General features: G+C 64.9%; 15 protein-coding genes. 2 read left to right on the top strand and 13 right to left on the bottom strand.

Annotated features, from left to right (window positions below; genetic code table 11):
• Positions 1-17: 17 nt before the first annotated feature.
• The 5 genes from mdoH to NZK81_RS18305 all read right to left on the bottom strand — a co-directional run bounded on the left by mdoH (position 18) and on the right by NZK81_RS18305 (position 6703).
• On the bottom strand, positions 18-1820 hold the full coding sequence (gene mdoH / locus NZK81_RS18325; protein ID WP_419181715.1) for a glucans biosynthesis glucosyltransferase MdoH: 1803 nt from the start codon (positions 1818-1820) through the stop codon (positions 18-20).
• Between the two features lie 23 nt (positions 1821-1843).
• A complete protein-coding gene (locus NZK81_RS18320; protein ID WP_260047538.1) occupies positions 1844-3334 on the bottom strand; it encodes an OpgD/OpgG family glucan biosynthesis protein in 1491 nt (496 codons plus the stop codon).
• A 127-nt stretch (positions 3335-3461) separates the two neighbouring features.
• A complete protein-coding gene (locus tag NZK81_RS18315; RefSeq protein ID WP_260047537.1) occupies positions 3462-4664 on the bottom strand; it encodes an efflux RND transporter periplasmic adaptor subunit in 1203 nt (400 codons plus the stop codon).
• The gene (locus NZK81_RS18310) at positions 4657-5700 is read right to left on the bottom strand and encodes an outer membrane factor lipoprotein domain-containing protein (RefSeq protein WP_260047536.1); all 1044 of its coding nucleotides are present in this window, start codon (positions 5698-5700) and stop codon (positions 4657-4659) included. The genes NZK81_RS18315 and NZK81_RS18310 overlap by 8 nt, the downstream gene beginning before the upstream one ends.
• Positions 5701-6034: 334 nt before the next feature.
• Positions 6035-6703, bottom strand: coding sequence for a class I SAM-dependent methyltransferase (locus tag NZK81_RS18305; protein WP_260047535.1), 669 nt, complete (start codon positions 6701-6703; stop codon positions 6035-6037).
• Positions 6704-6884: 181 nt separating this feature from the next.
• Between NZK81_RS18305 and NZK81_RS18300 the strand changes: the two genes are divergently transcribed.
• Both NZK81_RS18300 and NZK81_RS18295 read left to right on the top strand, forming a co-directional pair.
• The gene (locus NZK81_RS18300) at positions 6885-7697 is read left to right on the top strand and encodes an ABC transporter permease (protein ID WP_260047534.1); all 813 of its coding nucleotides are present in this window, start codon (positions 6885-6887) and stop codon (positions 7695-7697) included.
• Positions 7694-8941, top strand: a complete 1248-nt coding sequence (locus tag NZK81_RS18295; RefSeq protein WP_260047533.1) for an ABC transporter ATP-binding protein — start codon at positions 7694-7696, stop codon at positions 8939-8941. Before NZK81_RS18300 ends, NZK81_RS18295 begins: the two co-directional genes overlap by 4 nt.
• Positions 8942-8950: 9 nt before the next feature.
• On the opposite strand, the gene NZK81_RS18290 is transcribed toward NZK81_RS18295, so the two are convergent.
• Genes NZK81_RS18290 through NZK81_RS18255 form a run of 8 tightly spaced genes read right to left on the bottom strand, consistent with a single transcriptional unit; the run spans position 8951 to position 16516 of the window.
• Positions 8951-9898: a glycosyltransferase family 2 protein gene (locus NZK81_RS18290; RefSeq protein WP_260047532.1), complete on the bottom strand. Its 948-nt coding sequence runs from the start codon at positions 9896-9898 to the stop codon at positions 8951-8953.
• Positions 9895-10770, bottom strand: coding sequence for a glycosyltransferase family 2 protein (locus NZK81_RS18285; RefSeq protein WP_260047531.1), 876 nt, complete (start codon positions 10768-10770; stop codon positions 9895-9897). The genes NZK81_RS18290 and NZK81_RS18285 overlap by 4 nt, the downstream gene beginning before the upstream one ends.
• Before the next feature lies 1 nt (position 10771).
• Positions 10772-11668, bottom strand: a complete 897-nt coding sequence (locus tag NZK81_RS18280) for a glycosyltransferase family 2 protein (protein WP_260047530.1) — start codon at positions 11666-11668, stop codon at positions 10772-10774.
• Positions 11665-12738, bottom strand: coding sequence for an NAD-dependent epimerase/dehydratase family protein (locus tag NZK81_RS18275; RefSeq protein WP_260047529.1), 1074 nt, complete (start codon positions 12736-12738; stop codon positions 11665-11667). The genes NZK81_RS18280 and NZK81_RS18275 overlap by 4 nt, the downstream gene beginning before the upstream one ends.
• Positions 12735-13778, bottom strand: coding sequence for a Gfo/Idh/MocA family protein (locus tag NZK81_RS18270; RefSeq protein WP_260047528.1), 1044 nt, complete (start codon positions 13776-13778; stop codon positions 12735-12737). The genes NZK81_RS18275 and NZK81_RS18270 overlap by 4 nt, the downstream gene beginning before the upstream one ends.
• Positions 13778-14752: a glycosyltransferase family 2 protein gene (locus NZK81_RS18265; RefSeq protein ID WP_260047527.1), complete on the bottom strand. Its 975-nt coding sequence runs from the start codon at positions 14750-14752 to the stop codon at positions 13778-13780. The genes NZK81_RS18270 and NZK81_RS18265 overlap by 1 nt, the downstream gene beginning before the upstream one ends.
• The gene (locus tag NZK81_RS18260; RefSeq protein ID WP_260047526.1) at positions 14749-15696 is read right to left on the bottom strand and encodes a glycosyltransferase family 2 protein; all 948 of its coding nucleotides are present in this window, start codon (positions 15694-15696) and stop codon (positions 14749-14751) included. The genes NZK81_RS18265 and NZK81_RS18260 overlap by 4 nt, the downstream gene beginning before the upstream one ends.
• Positions 15689-16516 (bottom strand): polysaccharide deacetylase family protein, encoded by an 828-nt coding sequence (locus NZK81_RS18255; RefSeq protein ID WP_260047525.1) that lies wholly within the window; start codon positions 16514-16516, stop codon positions 15689-15691. Before NZK81_RS18255 ends, NZK81_RS18260 begins: the two co-directional genes overlap by 8 nt.
• Between the last annotated feature and the right edge of the window lie 657 nt (positions 16517-17173).

Genomic DNA, 17173 nt, shown 5'->3' with positions numbered 1-17173 from the left:
CGGCAGGCTCGCCGCCGTCAAGCTCCCTGCGCCGCCTCCTCATGGTCGTGAACCGGGCGGGAAGAGCGATGAGGCGGTGTGCTGCCCAGCACCGGCTCCGGCACGACGAAGGTCCCGCTGGCCATGACCCTGTCACCCCAGGACCGGCTCGACGTCCCCGCGATCAGCCAGGGCGCGCCCAGCAACCCGACGATCATCGGCGACAGCCAGAAGCCCAGCACGGGATTGAGCACTCCGACAACGACAAACAGCATGCCGAGGACCAGATGTTCGCGGGTCTTGGACAGGGCCGTGCCCAGCGGAATATGATCGACCTCGCGGTTCTGCGACGTCCAGTGGGACGGGATACCGAGCAGGAGCCCCGCCAGCGCCTTTGTCTGATTGACCATGGCGACCGGCGCCGAGAGGATGGACAGGACGATTTCGATCGCCGCCGAGCGAAGCACCGCCAGCACGCCGCCGAACCCGTCGCGCCGGTCCGGGCTGGCGAGAATCCAGGCCAGCGCCATCAGCTTGGGTCCGAAGAGGTAGAGCGCGGTCAGTGCAAGCGATCGATAGGACGAGCCGCCGCTGACGAGGCTTTCATGTCCGCTCAGGCCCAGCTTGCATTGGATCAGCACGAGCAGCAGCCACGCGGTCGACGTGAGATAGGCCGAAGCGCCGATCAGCAGGTGAAGCCGGCTGGTCCAGTGGAGGCCCGACGATGCCAGCAGGCGCAGGTGCTGGAGATTGCCTTGCGCCCAGCGCCGGTCGCGCACCGCATTGTCGAGGATCGTGGGGGGAAATTCCTCGTAGCTGCCGTCGATCATCACCATGTGGACGGCCCAGCCGCGCCGACGCAGCAGCGCGGCCTCGACCATGTCGTGACTCTGGATGTATCCCCCGAAGGGAGGGCGCCCGGGCAGCTTGGGCAGACCGCAGGATTCCGCGAAGGCCCGGGTCCGCACGATCGCATTGTGGCCCCAGAAATTGGCTTCCGATCCCGACCACCAGAGCAGCCCCGCCGAGGCAATGTGGCCATAGGCATGGCTCGCGAACTGCATCCAGCGCTGGAACAATGTGCGCGCGTTGATGATCATCGGCACGGTCTGGAGCAGGCCGACCGTGGGCTTGCTCTCCATGACCGAGGCAAGGCCCACCATCGCGCTGCCACTCATCATGCTGTCGGCATCAAGCACGATCATGTGCTCGTAGGCACCGCCGAAACGACGGACCCATTCCTCGATATTGCCTGGCTTGCGGCCGATGTTCTCGGCCCGCCGGCGGTAGTAGATCCGCATCGGCGCGGTGCGGGCGAGCCTGCCCCAGGCTTCCTCCTCGCGCCTGCCATGCAATTCGTTCGAATCGCTGAGGACGAAGAAGTCGAAATCGGCAGCGCCGCCCTCCGCCGCGATCGACCGCGTCATAGCATCCACGCGCGCGAAGATGGCCTCCACGCTCTCGTTGTAGACCGGCATCAGGACGGCCGTGCGGTGGCGCCGGAATTCCCTCGGCCGCGGCACGGCGACGAAGCCCGGATGGCTGCCGCTCATCAGCTTGATGAAGCCGGTGAGCGACGTGACGAAGCCGAAGGCGATCCAGCTGACCAGCGGCACGAACAGCGCGAGCAGCAGGACATCGAACGTGTCCAGCCCGTCCAGCGAGAGCTGAAAACGCAAGTCGGTCGATGCCGCCAGCCCCAGAACGGCTGTGGCGGATATGACCAGCAGCCGCTTGACGAGCAGACCGGGCGGTTGCGTTTCGACTTCGCGCATCGCCGGCGGATTTCCGTCCAGGCGCTGTTCGGGCATGTCGAGCGGGGCCTCGGGGGGCAGAGGCACGGGGGCAAGGGGCTTCTGGGGGGTCATGACTGCAACGGTTGAATGAGGGTTTCGGAAAGCGCCGAAGAACCACGGCGCAGGTAAAGACGAAAGTCCCGTGGTTGGTCGAGGTCGGTGCGCACGTCGACCACGACTCGCCACAGCGCCTCCTGACCGAGGACGGGATAGGCGGCAAGGCCGACCAGCGCCGGCCCGGAAAGGCTCACGACCGGCTCAACGCCAGACTCGCGATCGAGCCCGGCAAGGCCGGGTCCACGAAAATCGATCACGAACTTGCGCGCGCCCGGGCGCGACGGGCCGCCCGGATCTCCCGATGCCCCGGTCCAGATGTCGACGACACGCGCCGAACCGTCATCGACCGGATCGCCGGAGGTCCAGTGCAGCCGATAGCTCAGGTCGCGACGCTCGCCGGCCCTGGCCGGGCGGTCGCTCAGCCAGAAGGCCACGATATTGTCCACCGTCTCGCTGTCGGTCGGCATCTCATAGAGCATCACGGCGCCCGGCCCCCAGTCGCCCTCCGGCTCGACCCACAGGCTCGGCCGCCGATCGTACCAGACGCCGTCGTCCTGATAGTCGGCAAAGCGCCGGTCGCGCTGCATCAGGCCGAACCCCTTGAGGCTGTCCGCGCGGAAGCTGTTGGTTCGCGCCTGTCGCGGGTTGCGGAGCGACCGCCAGATGCGCTCTCCCGTGCCCGACCAGACCGCGAGGCCATCCGAATCGTGCACTTCGGGGCGCCAGTCGGTGGCAAGCGCGCGCTGCCCCTCTCCATACCAGAACATGCTGGTTGCCGGCGCGATGCCAAGCCGCTCGATGTCCTTGCGCAGGAAAAGCGTGGCCTGCACGGCCTGCACCACGCCATCCGCGCCATCGTGGCAGTCGAAAGTGAAAGCACCGGTCAGGCTCGGCCCGTCGAGCAAGGCGTGGATCACGAAATGCGCATCGGTTCGCCACTCGATCCAGAAGTCGGTGAAGCGTGGAAACTCCTCCGCGCGAGCGAACCCGGTATCGACGGCGATACCGCGCGCGGACAGGCCGTACTGGTGCTGCGCCCCGTCCGCACGGAAGTAGGACGCGCCCAGATAGCTCAGCCAGTCGCTCGCGAGATCGGGCGCCATGATCCGGAAACCCGCCGGCGCGCTGTTACCGCCGGCGAACAGTCCCTCGAAGGACCGCACCGTCCGCGCCGCGCCATTCTCGACAACATGGATGCCGACAGGAGCGGAAGCCATGTGCGACACCGGCATCAGGCGCACCAGACCCGCGAGACGGTCCGCCGCGCCATAGGCGAGCCGGCCATAGGCGTCGTAGTCCCGCGTAACCTCGGGCCATGCCGACGGCGGCACATAGCCCCGCGCCGCACGCCTGCGCGCCTGCGCGACCAGCGTATCCCGGCTGAACCGGACCGACGGTCCGAACCGCCCGGTCGGCCGCGCGGCCGCGCCTGTTCCCGCCAGCGACACCAGACCCGCCAGGAAAATGCAGGCATCGCGTCGCGACAATAGGGCCAGGTCCATCAGGCGCCTGCCGGATCGGGATCGTGGTTAATCATGCGATGACACTTACAAATGACTGGCCGTTCTGTTCCCCCCCGGCACGATCGCCCGGTCGCGAATGACGCACAATTCAGGCGATTCAGGCGTATCAGCGCAGACCGAGGATAACGTGTGTCCCGGGCGTGAGCGCACCTGAAACCATGACACGCCCACGGCCATCCCCCCCCTGAAGGTCCACCGGAACACGGCGCGGCGTTCCGTCGCTGTCCAGAACATAGACGGCACTGCCCCCGGCCGCGTCGTGCCCGGCATCGGCAGCCCGGGCGAAACGCAATGCCTCTTCCGGAACGACCAGCCCTTCGCGGCGTTCGCCGATCGCGACGCGGGCACGGGCCGTTATCCCGGGACGTAGCGAAAGATCCGCGTTGGGAACCTCGATGACGAGGTCATAGCGACGGGATCGCGAGGCAGAAGGCCGATCCGGATCGGAAACCACGCTTTCGAGCCGCGCATCGAATGTGCGTCCTGAACGCCCTTCCACTTGCAGGTCCACAGCGGCGCCTCGCTTCGGAAGCGGTCCCTGTGCCTGCTCGACCGGCACATACATGCGCAACCGCGCATAAGGCGCGGCAATCTCGAAAAGAGGCCTGCCGGTCGATGATGGGCCGACGCGCATGCCGGGCGCGGCCCGGGACTGCATGACAACGCCCTCGAATGGCGCACGGATCTCGGTAGCAGCGACCTGCGCGGCGATACGATCGGCCTGCCTGCGCGCGGCCTGCAATTCGACCTGCGCGGTTTCCAGATCTTCGCCGGCGCGGCGTAGCGCGATATTCGCCGCCGTCATTTCGCGCGACGATGGCGCCAGCCCATCCGATTCCCGGCGCACGCGCGCGAATAGCGAGAGCCGGCCGCGCATGCGTTCCACCGCGCTTTCCGCCTCGGCCAGCGCGGCGCTACGGCTCTCGACCAGTTCCCGGTTCCGGTCCCGTGCCTCGACCAGCGCGGCGGACGACAACCGGGCGAGCACCTGTCCTTGCAAAACCCGGTCACCCGGCTTGACCAGCACGGCCTCGACATCGCCGGCAAGCGTCGCCCCCACGCCGCGCACCTTCCAGGGCTCCAGTCGTCCCGAGCCGGCCACGGCGAGATCGAGGGATGCGCGTTCGACCGGTTCGGAGCGATAGTTGGCAGCCTGTCCGCCGCTGATGAACCGCATGCCGAGCAGGACCAGGGCAAGCGCCCCGAGCGCCAGAACCACAAGCAGGGCCCAGCGGCGCCAGGCCGCGCGCGGGAGCGTGTCCAGCAAGGCATCCAGATCGGGCCGGTTCTCGGCGCTCCCTTCACTCATTGCCGGCTCCGGCATCGCCCGTCCGGCTCCCCGGCTGTCCATCGCGCACGGGAACGGGCCCCTGCGCCTCAAAGACATCGATCAGCGCGCACGCCCGGGCCGTTCTTGCCTGTTCCAGGGATTTCTCGACCGACAGCAAGGCCCCTTGCGCCTGTTCAAGGACAGCATAGCCGGCCTCTCCCTGCCGATAGTCGTCGTAGGCCAGCGTCGCGGCCCGCCGGGCGCTTTCCAGCGCCTTTTCAAGCGCCATCTCGCGTGCCTTTGCCTGCCGGAACGCGGCGTTGCGCGCGCGGGCCTCTTCAAGCGCCGAGAGCACGGCCCGCTTGTAGGCGATGCGGGCACTTTCCGGCCTGTATCCGAGAAAGCCCGATTTCGCGAAGCGCCTTGCGGCCGCAACGAGGTCCGGCCTGCGCCTCTGGAGTTCGGCGGGTGGAACATCCAATACCCGATCCGGCCCCCGCGGGACCGGGCCGACAGCCTCGAGGTTCGGCCCGAACGCACCGGGTGCGTCCCCTGCCAGCGCGGCAATGTGTCCAAGCCGCTCCGAAATACGGGCCTCGACGGGGGGGATTCCGGCCGCAATCCTGTCCCGCTCGGCGGTGGCCCGGACCATGTCGAGCGACGGAACGAGCTGCGCCTCGCTACGGAAGCCCGCGAGCCGGATCAGCTGGTCCTGCCTGCCAAGCGCCTCGCGAATACGCTCCGCGCGCTGCTGCGCCCCGCGCAGTTCCACATAGGAGCGGGCGATGTCCGCACTGACCGCCAGCCGGTGTTCATCGAGTTGTTTCGGATGGGTCAGAGCAGCAATCCGGACTTCCGGACTTTGCGCAAGCGCGCGCTCCACCAGTTCGTTCAACTGCGGATCATCGAAAGCGCGCCACCAGTCCACGGAAGAGGCAAGCCCCTGCCTTTCGCCTTCCGATCCGCCCGTATCGACCAGCCGCGTATCCGGGACTTCCAGCCCCAGTTCCCCCAGCGTGGGTGGCCGAAGCGCCTGATGCTGTGCGCAGCCCGCCAGACAAAGCGAAAGGACCATGCTTCGCGTCAGTGTGATGCTTCTTCGCATATCCGATTCGTCGCCCCCTTGCCGCACGCCGGCATGAAACCTGCGCGGACGGATTGCACGCCTCTGCCGGTCAGGGCAGTCATGACGTCGCCGGACAGCTAGGCCGGCGAAGCCGGCCATTCGGATTTCCGACCGTCCAAGTCCAACATTTCCTGTCCGGCGCCGCATGGCCGGATCGTCCCGCGCGCGGTTTGTTCTTAACTATCCCGCTCCTGCAAGGTTTCGCACGTTTGCGCGAATTTGTCGTCGGGCCCGGTACGAACCGGGCGCCGGGAACAGCGGGTTGCGGCCGGGCGCCCTTGCCTCAGGTCGCGACGGCCCGCACGCAGACCACGACCGGATAAGCCGGATCGTAAGGCAGCAGCTTTTCCTTGCGGACCTCGCTCAACGCGGCACCGTGGAGGAACGATGTCGCGGCATAGACATTGCCATAAGCGGAAACCGTGACGTTCGCCTCTCCGAAGGCTTCCTCGAACATCTTGCGTGCCGCAGCCGGTGTCAGCGACCAGTACCAGCAGTGCCCCCATTCGCCCGTATCGACCGGCGTGATGCCGGGAACCGTCACCAGGGCCACGCCACCCGGACGCAAGGCCCGCCGCATCTGCCGCACGGCGGCAGGCATATCGTAGATCAGATGAAGCGTCTGGGTCAGCACGAGACAATCGAAATGCCCCTCGGGAAGGACGCCTTCCTGGGACATGTCGCCGACAATGGTCGCTTCCGGATTATCGGCACTGACGTGCAGGACATCCTGCACCTTGATCCTCTCACCACCATATTGCCGGGAATAGGCGGCATCTCCTACTTCCAGGACGGTGCCTTGTATGTCCGACTGGTTCCGGGCCAGAAAGTCTTCGATGTAATACCGGTCAACCGGCAACCCGCGATCGAAGCCGAAATACGGGCTGAGCGGCTTCGTGCTGGCGAACTGGCCTATGTTGATGTTGATCCTGGACTTCAGTCTCGAAGCCATGCGGACTGCCGACTTCGTTTTTGCGTCAATTCGAGACATTATATTCACGGATCGCTCCAACCACTTGGCCGTTGATCTAGACACCGTAATAGCTTTCTACCAAAGGAGAAGTACCAAGGCACAGGGCGACGGGGGCCAAGCCATGCAGCGTTCCAAAACATTACAGGAGGCTCACCTGCCCTTGACCACGATTGGCCCCAAGGGTTCGCTCGACCGGTCCATCGGGAGGGAGATTCTCGCGTACAGGGATCTCGTCGTCTTCCTCGCCAGGAGAGACATCAAGGTCCGCTACCAGCAGGCGCTTCTCGGCGCCGCGTGGGCGTTTCTGCAACCACTCCTGTTCATGGCCATATTCACGGTCGTGTTCAGCCGGATCGTCAAGGCTTCGACGGGAGACATCCCGTACCCGCTGTTCGCCTTTTCCGGCCTGATCATCTGGCAGCTCTTCATCAACTCGGTGACATCGGCTTCGAACTCGGTCGTCTCCCAGCAGAACATGGTGCAGAAAATCTATTTCCCGCGCCTCGTCCTGCCGCTTTCCGCCTGCGTCGTCACCTTCGTCGATTTCCTCATCGCCTCCGTCTTCCTGCTGGGCATGACGCTGTTTTTCGGCTTTTTTCCAAGCTGGCGCCTGATCGCCATCGTTCCGATCGTCCTGCTGACCCTGACGCTGGCCTTCGGCGTCGGCAGCGCCTTGGCCGCGCTCAACGTGCGGTTCCGGGACATCCGCTATCTGACGAACTTCATCGCGCAGCTCTGGCTGTTCGCGACCCCGGTCGCCTACCCCTTCGGGATGATACCCGAGAAATGGACCACGCTTGCCAGTTTCAACCCGGTCACCGGGCTGGTTGAAGCTTTCCGCTGGGCAACGATCGGATCGACCGACGTCGATCCTTTCAGGCTCTCCGTCTCGATCGGCATGTGCATCGTGCTGTCGATCGGGGGAATCGCCCTGTTTCGCACCATGGAGCCCAGCTTCGCTGACACCATATGAGCACTGATCCAGCCATCGTAGTCGACGGCCTTTCCAAGAAGTATATTCTCGGAGAGGCGCGCAGTTCCTCGCTGCGCGAGGCCATCGCCACGCGCGCCAAGAAGTCGCTCGGCATGATCCCGCGCCAGAAGGGGCGCGAGTTCTGGGCCCTGAAGGACGTATCCTTCTCCATCCCCTCGGGGCAGATGGTGGGTATCGTCGGCAACAACGGTGCCGGGAAAAGCACTCTGCTGAAGATCCTGTCCCGCATCACACTGCCGACCGAAGGACAGGTCCAGTTCGCCGGGAGAATCGGTTCGCTGCTGGAAGTGGGCACCGGCTTCCATCCGGAACTGAGCGGACGCGACAACGTCTTTCTCAACGGCGTCATCCTGGGCATGAGCCAAAGGGACGTGGCCCGCCGGTTCGACGAGATCGTCGAATTTGCCGGGATCGGCGAATTCATCGACACCCCGGTCAAGCGGTATTCGAGCGGCATGTACCTGCGTCTGGCTTTCGCCGTGGCGGCCCATCTCGATTCCGAGATTCTCCTGGTAGACGAAGTCCTTGCCGTGGGCGACATCGCGTTCCAAAAGAAGTGCATGGCCCGGATGAACGATGTCACCAGGGCCGGGCGCACCGTCCTGTTCGTGAGCCACAACCTCACGGCCGTACAGGCCTTGTGCCAGCGCATAATCTGGCTTGCGAAGGGCAACGTCGTCGATGACGGCCCCACCGCGACGGTCCTTTCGCGCTATCTGCGCCAGACGGACGAAGGCGAAAGCCAGTGCCACAAGGCCTGGAGCAAGGGCGAAGGCCCCACCGGCGGCTCCATGGAACTGCGCGAAGTCAGCGTCAGGCCAAACGGCGGCGGAATCGGCGACCCCATCGACGTCAAGACTCCCTTCATCGTCGAATTCGTGGTCGAGCATGCGGGATCGAATCTGCCGGTCACGCTCGACTTCAAGATGGTGAACGAGCAGGACCAGCTGGTGTTCAACAACGGACCAGTGGGCGAACCCGCAGCCTGGGCAAAGGGAACCCATCGCCTTCGTTGCGCCATCCCTGCCGATCTGCTCAACGACGGGATGTACCGCATCTCGCTGGGCCTCAACGAAGGCGGGGAGCAGGTGATCGAGGCACAGAACGTGCTCGCGCTCGACGTACTGGACAACGACGCGGACCGTTACGGCTGGTTCGGCAAGTGGGACGGCGTCATTCGCCCGCGCTTCGCGTGGGAACGCGAGATGATCGCCGCTTCCTAGAGGTCGGCACTATTGCCGCCGCTGCTTCCCGAGCAGCTTGCGCCGCAGCCGGTTTGCCCGCCCTTTCGCGAAGCGGTCGGCCCGGTCGGACAGCATGGAGAGCCTGTCACGCAACGTCAGTCCGGCCGCGGCCATGTTCCCGGACGCCCGCGACTGGCGCAATGCGCCGGCGATCGCGGCGTCGAGGCGCCCTTCCGCGCGAACATAGCCATCCACCCAGTCGAGAAAGGCATCGCGGGCCGAATGCGGCTTCATGCGATCGTAGACCCCTTCGGCAAAGGCCTTGGCGGAAACGGAGGTGTCATGCTGCCTGTACAGCGCCGTGCAGCGGTCGCTGACGAAAACGGGCGCGTGCAGCATCACCTTCACCCAGAGGGTCTGGTCCTCGTAGAGATGAAAGGCCTCCTCGAAACCGCCGAAGGTCCGGATCAAGTCGGTCCGGATCAGGACGGCGCATGTGCACGGTACCTGGCTGCGCAGTTTCAGGATGACGTCGGCCAGTAGCGCCGGCGGTTCATGAAGCCGCCCCGCATAGCGCCCCAGCGGTTCGATCCAGTTGCGCCGCGGCGAGCCGGGATACCACCATTCCGTCGGGCCATAGACCATGCCCGCCTCGGGATGGGCCTGCATCAATGCAAGCTGGCCTTCGAGCTTTCCCGGCATGAACAGGTCGTCGGCGTCGAGGAAACACACGAATGCCCCCCGGGCATCGCGCAGGCCATGGTTGCGCGCAGCCGCAGCCCCGTGCGGTCCATCGGCGGGCATCTCCAGCGTCCGAACGCGCGGATCGTGCCCGGCCGCACGGGCCGCGATGGCCGGTCCGCCGTCGCTGGACCGATCGTCGATCAGCAGCAACTCCCAGTCGGGATATGTCTGGGCCTGCACGCTGGCGATCGCCTGCTCCAGAAAGGGGCCGGCATTGCGGTATGGCAGAACGATCGAAACCATCGCGTTCATCGGGAAACGAATCTCCTGAGTTTGCGCCTGACCGATCTCAGGACCGGCTCGGCGCGAACCTCGCCGATCTTTCGCCAGATGGCCGCGCGGCCGCGCAAGTGCAGCCCCGGTCGCCGTGCCAGATAGCCGTCCACCGCCCGAAGGTAGGCCAGATGCAGCCTGCGCACCGTCGCGTCATCGGCGTCGTAGCTGCTCGTGCCGCCGGGATACTGGCGGTATTTCGCCCAGCAGGCATCCGCGACGTGGACAGGAAAACAGGCCAGCATCTTCGCGAAAAACACCTGATCCTCGAAGAGCGTGCGGAATTCATCGTGAAAACCGCCCACTTCCCGGCAGCGGTCGGTGCGCATCAGGGCATTGCATGTGGTCGGCGTCTGATAGACGTTTCGCAGCAATTGCAGGAAGATCCGGGGGGGAGCATATGTCCGGTCCGGAGCGACGCCGAGATCATAGAAGAAGTTCGGGCGACCACCCTCGCTCCAGTCGTGCCAGATCAGGGTCCTGCCATAGACCATCGCCGTATCCGGCTCGCGTTCGAGAATAGCGACCTGCTGCGCCAGCTTTTCCGGTGTCCAGACGTCATCCGCGTCGAGAAAGCCGACATATGTCCCCCGGGCGGTTTCAAGACCCAGATTGCGGCTCGCGCTCATGCCATGATTGCCGTGATCGGGATGGCGCAGCAGCCTTATGCGAGCGTCCCGGTCGCACCAGTGCGCGACACGATCGCGCGTGCCGTCGGCCGAACCATCGTCGACGACCAGCAGTTCCCAGCGCGCAAGACTTTGATCGACGATGCTCCGGATGGCCTCATCGATATAGCGCTCGCCGTTCAGGACGATGATGATGGCGGTGACGAGCGGGGCAGACCCCATGCTATCGCTTCCGCAGCAAGTGTTTCAGCCGGCGCGCGATAACCTTCAGGACCGTCTTCGGGGCGAGCTGCAAGATCACCAGCCCCTCCTTCCAGACCGACGGACTGAAAGGCGCGTGCTTCACCTGCGCGGCCCACACGCGCGCATAATAATGCTTCCACTCCGCCACACCAATCTCCAGCGCGGCCAGCAATCCTGCCTTTTCAGCGGCGGGGCGATAGGCTTCGAGAACGGAAAGCACGGACGAGAGCATGAAGCCGCTGTTGCGCGACATGTTGGCATCATGGTGCCAGTATTCCGCCAGAACGCGCTTGTCGGAGAGGACCGGGCCGGTCTGGCTCAGGCGCAGATAGACGTCGTAGTCTTCCGCCGCCGGCAACCCGGCCCTGAACCCGCCGATCGCGGCAAGCGCCGACCGCCGATACATGACCGTGGCATGCATGCCGACCAGATTTCCGGTCAGGAAGGATTCGAACGGATCAGCCCCAACGGGCCGGAAAGCCGCGCCCCGCTCGCCGTTCTCCTTCGTGACGATGACATAGGCGCCGTAGCAGAAGACGGCTTCCGGGTTCTGGCTGAGCAGATCGAAACCCGTCTCCAGCGCCTCGGGCTTCAGTTGGTCGTCCGCATCCAGAAACACCAGAAACGCCGTGCGCGCCGCATCGAGCCCCGTGTTTCGTGCGGCAGCCAGGCCCTTGTTCTCGTGGCGGATCAGGCGCACGCTCGGATATTTCTCCACCACCGCGCCCGGATCGTCCCTCGACCCATCGTCGACCACGATGATCTCGGCAGGCAACAGGGTCTGGTTCAGGACGCTGTCGATCGCTGCCGCCAGAAAATGCGCATGGTTGTAGGAGGGGATGACAACCGTGATGTCCCCCGTGCCAGCCCCGCTCATCGTTCGCACTCCACCGGATAGCCCGCAAAGTCCAGCCAGGCGAGCGAGCGCGCGATGCCATCGGCGAAGCCGTAGCCGGGCTCGTAACCGATAAGTCGGGCGGCTTTGTCCGAAGGCAGCTTCACCGCGCAACTATGCAGCAACGCCGTCTCGCGCGAAAAGGCAATTTTCCGTCCCGGCCGCGCCGAACCGCGCGGGAAAGCGGCCCGCTTCGCCGCCCGGATGGTCTGCACGATGCGCGGGGGCAGGTGCTGCATGGCCCCGGCCGCGGCGGAACGCAGTCGTGCCCTGACCGGCGTTTTCGCTTCCAGAATGTCCTGCGCGGCGGGTCGGGGCAGGCTTTCGGGAGAAAAGCCGAGCGCTCTGGCCACCGGGCCCAGCAGGTCGGCCCATGTCACCGTCTCCCGATCGCCGACCAGCAGGGGTATGCCGTCACCGGCATCGCTCTCGATCGACCGTTCGACCGCATGCAGCAGGTTATCGACATAGATCGCGTTGCAGATGCCCTGCCCGCCATCGACGAGATAGGCCGATCCATCCAGAAGCGCGTCGGCAAAGCCGCCTATCCATTGCGAGCGGGGGCCATAGACAATCCCCGGGCGCAGGATGGCATAGGGCAGGCTCCCACGGCGGCCCAGTTCATGCAGGCGCTGTTCCGCCCGCGCCTTGGCCGCGTTGTAGGGCAACTGGTGACGTCTGGGCAAAGGGCTGTCCTCGGTCGTGCCCGGAAGCGGTGCCTGGCCATGAACCGACGCGCTGCTCAGATAGATCAGCTTCTTCACTCCCACATCGCTGGCCGCCTGGAATATAGGGGGGATAGCACCGACTATCTCGTCTGGACTACCGGCTGTCGCACACAGGACGATGTCACAGCCCTCGAATGCCCCTTGCAAGCTCCTGCCGTCGGCAGCATCGGCTATCCGGCATTCATAGCCGAGCCTCCCGGCGAGCGCGGCGGACGAAAGCCTGCGCACGATTGGCTGAACCGAATAGCCGGGCCGATCGTGAAAGTATTCGACGGCCCGATTGCCGATGAAGCCGGCCGCACCCAATATGGCGATACGCGTCATGGCCTTGCCCCTTCCAGCCAGGGCTGGACCATTGCACGGCGGACCCGCCGGCATTCCTCGATCAGGCCGATGGGCTCCAGCGCTTCGGAGAGCGCCACGGCGTTGCCCGCACCGGACAGGCCGAGCACGCTTTGGTGCAGCTGCGTCACGAACGCTTCCATGAAGTCGTCGGCCGGCCGGCCCAGACGCGGCACGCCTGCCTGTTCGGTGCATTGCCGAAGCGCGATCCTTGCCCCCGTATCCTCATGAAAATACCCGAGCTGGAGACCAAGGCCATCGTTCGGTTCCCATGAAATCCAGCCTTTTGCACCGCGCAGGGCATAGCGGTTGGGCCGGTACCAGTCGCGGCTTATCCGGACGCGCACCGCGCAATCGCCGAAGCGCAATGCAATCGCGCAATTGGCAGGCGTGCCACCCATCGCGTCGTCCTCGTAGGCGATCTCGTCGGGCGTCCCCATCCACCAGCACAGCAGGTCGAGACAGTGCGTGCCGATGTCCTCGAGCGGGCCATTGCCCGAACCGGCGGTGAAATAGCGCGGGGATTCGATGGGCCAGTCGAACGGCCCACCTTCGAATATGTCGATGGAGGTCAGGGGACCCAGGGCACCCGCACCAAGCAGGTCGCGGATCATCCGCGCCGCCGGCAGATGGCGGCGGATCATCCCGGCAAAGACCGGGCGGTCGTGCGCCTCGGCTGCCGAAGTCATGGCGCGCGCGCTGTCCATGTCCGGCGCAAGCGGCTTTTCGCAGTGAACGGCAACCTTGCGGCCGAGCGCCTCCATGACCTGCTCACGATGGAAGGCCGGCGGCGAGGCCACGATCACGAGATCCGGAGCATGATCGAAGATCGCCGCGAAGCTCGAGCAGGCAACGGCTGTCCGTCCCGAAACGAACGCCCGGACCGCGGCCTCGTTCGGATCGAACGCCGCCACGAACGCGATGACGCCGCGCTCTTCCAGAACGCGAAGCGCCGGCGCGTAGTAGAGACGCGCCACGGCACCGCACCCGGACAGCGCCACGCGAGGAATGCCGCCCGACATCACGCCGAACCACTCATCGCGCGCATCAATATCTTCCCGGCACTCAGCAGGGTCTTCGGCGTTCGCGACAGCCGCAGGGCCGCCGCCAGATGGGCCCGCATCGCAGAGAGATCGCGCTGCGACGCGAAGCGCCGCGCATTCTCCAGCGCGCTCGCCGCATAAGCCTTTTCCGCCGATTTCACCACGCCCGGCGCTCTATCGGCGGGCAGGAGCGGACGGATCAGATCGATGGCGATACGGTTGTAGTAGAGTTCCTCGGCCATGCGGAAATTGCGGCCGGTGTTGGAATTGCCATGCGTGCGATAGGCCGCGAGAAGCCGGGGCTCGTACCAGATCGGGTAATGCGCGGCGATACGAGTCCACATTTCCCAGTCCTCGCAGCACTTCAACCGGCTGTCGAAAGTTCCCAGCCTCTCCCACACCGATCGTCTGACCGCGATCGAAGGCGTGACGATCCGCTGTTCGCTGGCCAGCTTGCATAAGGCATTGGGCAGACGCCCCGCCTCCGGCTGTTCCGGATCGACACTGCTGAGCACTTGCCCGTTTTCATCCATCAGGCTCCAGCGGCAGAAGGCTGCGCCTATTTCGGGATCTGTATCGAACGCGCGCCCCATAGCCTCGTAGAATCCGGGAAAGACGAGATCGTCACCGTGGAGCAAATGGACGATTTCTCCTTGAGCGTGCTCAATGCAGTCGTGAAAATTGGCGATGTGGCCGACATTACGGCCCTGGCGCCGGAACTGCACCCTGCCCCGGCCGACGCGCGCCACCACTTCCCCGGGATCGTCGCTGGTCGAAGCGTCGTCGACCACCTCGATCTGCATCGATTGCGGGCCGGGGTCCTGCGCCAGCACGCTTTCAAGCGTCCGTTCGAGGTATCTTGCGCAGTTGTACGTCGGTATCATCACCGACCAGCGCGGCCGTCCCTCCCGAGGCGCAAGCGGCGCCAGTGACTTGCGATAGGACGCCGTCATGCCATGGCCGCCTTCAACCACAGCCGCCAGGGGAAGCCCTTGTGCAGTACCCCCGCCCGCGCGGCATACCAGAGACACAGGCGCTGCAGCCTGCGCTGGCCGGCATGGGCATATTCCTGGGCCCATTCGAGGAAGTAATGCGCGCCGCCCCTTGCCGCGAGCTTCCGGTTCCGGGCGTCAACCACGGACTTCATCCGGCTGTAGAACCGGCTCGTCATGCGGAGCTTGTCCGCACCGGGGCGGGACGAAAACAGGCCTCCGTCATGAAGGCGATAGGCCCCGACCACCTCATCGACGAATTTCAGGTCGCCATGCATCGCGCACAGCACATAGAGCGGCCAGTCGGTGATCGGGAAGAAATCGGCATACCACGGCCCCAGGTCCTGCAACGCGCTCCGGCGCAACATTCCGGCGCACGTGGCGAAAGGATTGCCTCGCCAGATGTCCGCCTTTCCCAGCCGCTTCGGCTGGGTCGGCGGCGTCCAGCACTCGTCGCCGGCCTGCTCGTCATCGTCGTGCACTATGGCCGCGTTGTGAAAGCAGGCCGAAGCGGCGGGATCGCCATCCAGCTCGGCGGCCTGCCGCTCTAGCTTGTCGCGGGCGATCCAGAAGTCGTCGCCATCGAGGATGCACAGATATTCGCCCCGCGCGGCGCGAATGGCGCGGGCGACGACTTCGTTGCTGCGCAGATTGCGCTCGGACAGCAGCAGGCGAATGCGTGGATCGCGGGCCGCAAGATCCTCCACTATCCGGCGCGTTCCGTCGGTAGACGCATCCTCGCTGACAATGATTTCCAGGAGCCGCCCGGTCTCCTGCGCGAGGACCGATTCAATCGCCCGGACAATGTACCGCGCATGGTTGTAGGTAACGACCACGACGGAAATCTGCGGCGCGCTGGCGGCCGATGTCGGAGGAGACGGGGGCGTCACGTTCGTCTCAGACACTCGAAAGCCTTGCGCCCAGCTGCCTGCCGTCCCAGTTGCCCACGGCGATACGGGGCAGGGCAAAGGCGTCCGCGTTCTTGCGGATACCACCATGGTCGGTCGTGCAGGCACACATGAAACCGGCCTCGCGAGCCAGTTCCACCGAATTCGCGTCATAGTCCCCATAGGGATAGGCGAAGGTCTTCGGCACGGTCCCGCTCATGGCCTGCAATTCGCGGCGGCTTTCCCTGATTTCGATCTCCTGCTCGTCCCGCGAGCGATGCGACAGAGCCGTGTGGGTAAGGGAGTGCCCGCCCAGTTCGATCAGATCCGATTGAACGCCGCGTACACGTTCCGCCGTCATCAGCCGATGCGATGCGCGCGGTCCGCGCTCGTCGCTCTGGCTTGCCAGACGATCGACAGCGCTACGCTGCGCATCCGGCGGCAGGACCTGCAGTTTTGCCCAGGTCGCGTGGAACGCCTCCTGCCTTGGGGTCGAAGGCCCCTGCCCCGGCTGCCAGTGCCAGTCTCCGTCGGATTTCTCGCCCAGATCGACGACGGACCGGTCCTCTTCCAGTTCCAGCACGATCGATTGCGCGGGGTGGTCGATCAGGATGGCGGCCAGCCTGTCCCACCAGGCCTCCTGCCCCGCCTCGATCAGGTGGGTCGGGATGAAAATCGTCGCCGGAAGCCCCGCCTCTTCAAGAAGCGGAGCCGCGACTTCATCATTGCATGCGTAACCATCGTCGAACGTGATAGAAACCGCGGATGAGTTGAGCTTCCCCGCCGCGAGCCGTTCTGCAAGTTCGCGCAAGGGAATGACATCGCGGTTCTTCTTCAACCATTGCAAATGTTCCGCGAAACGACGCGGTTCAACCGCCAGGCCCCAGGGATCGAAACTCTCCCCGGCCACGCGGTGATACATGAGAATAACGGGTCTGCGTCGCGCGAGGCACCTACGAATAAAGCGTCGCGATGTCATCCAAACGCGGTGCCTGGGCACAGAAACTAATCCCCTTGCTCTTCCTGCCGTATATATTGGAAGCTTCGCACGGCGCAATAACGACAGGACTACCCCTGCCGCGACCTTGTCCACTCGATCCATGAACGCCGTAGCCATGAAAACTGCCAGTAGCGGCAAGAATATCACCGGCCCGCTAAACAAGTCCTTTACGACCACCTCTGCCGCTATTGTAATTTTCCTTCCCCATGCCGAGCACCGCCGCGTCGCCCTTACCGGGCCGAAAATGGGGCTTGCCACGAGCCTTGCGACCCGTTCCCGCTGCACCTGCCCCCAGAGACGGCATCATGTGGCAAAAGTCACCGGAAGATAAAGGCATTGCCCGGTTGCAGTCTCTTCTCAACTGCTGCTAACTGCGTTGGCACAATAGGCACCCAGATGCCTCCCGGACTTATTTGAAATGTTCGCTGCCGGGAAAGATTCGAACATCACTCAAGGGGGAAGATTTGGCGTGTTTAAGCGGGTATTGGGATATGT

It is taken from the genome of Novosphingobium mangrovisedimenti, assembly GCF_025153475.1.
GTDB classification, from domain to species: Bacteria; Pseudomonadota; Alphaproteobacteria; order Sphingomonadales; family Sphingomonadaceae; genus Novosphingobium; species Novosphingobium mangrovi_A.
Note: the sequence above shows the minus strand (reverse complement) of the source record. Positions and strands in the feature narration are given on the sequence as shown.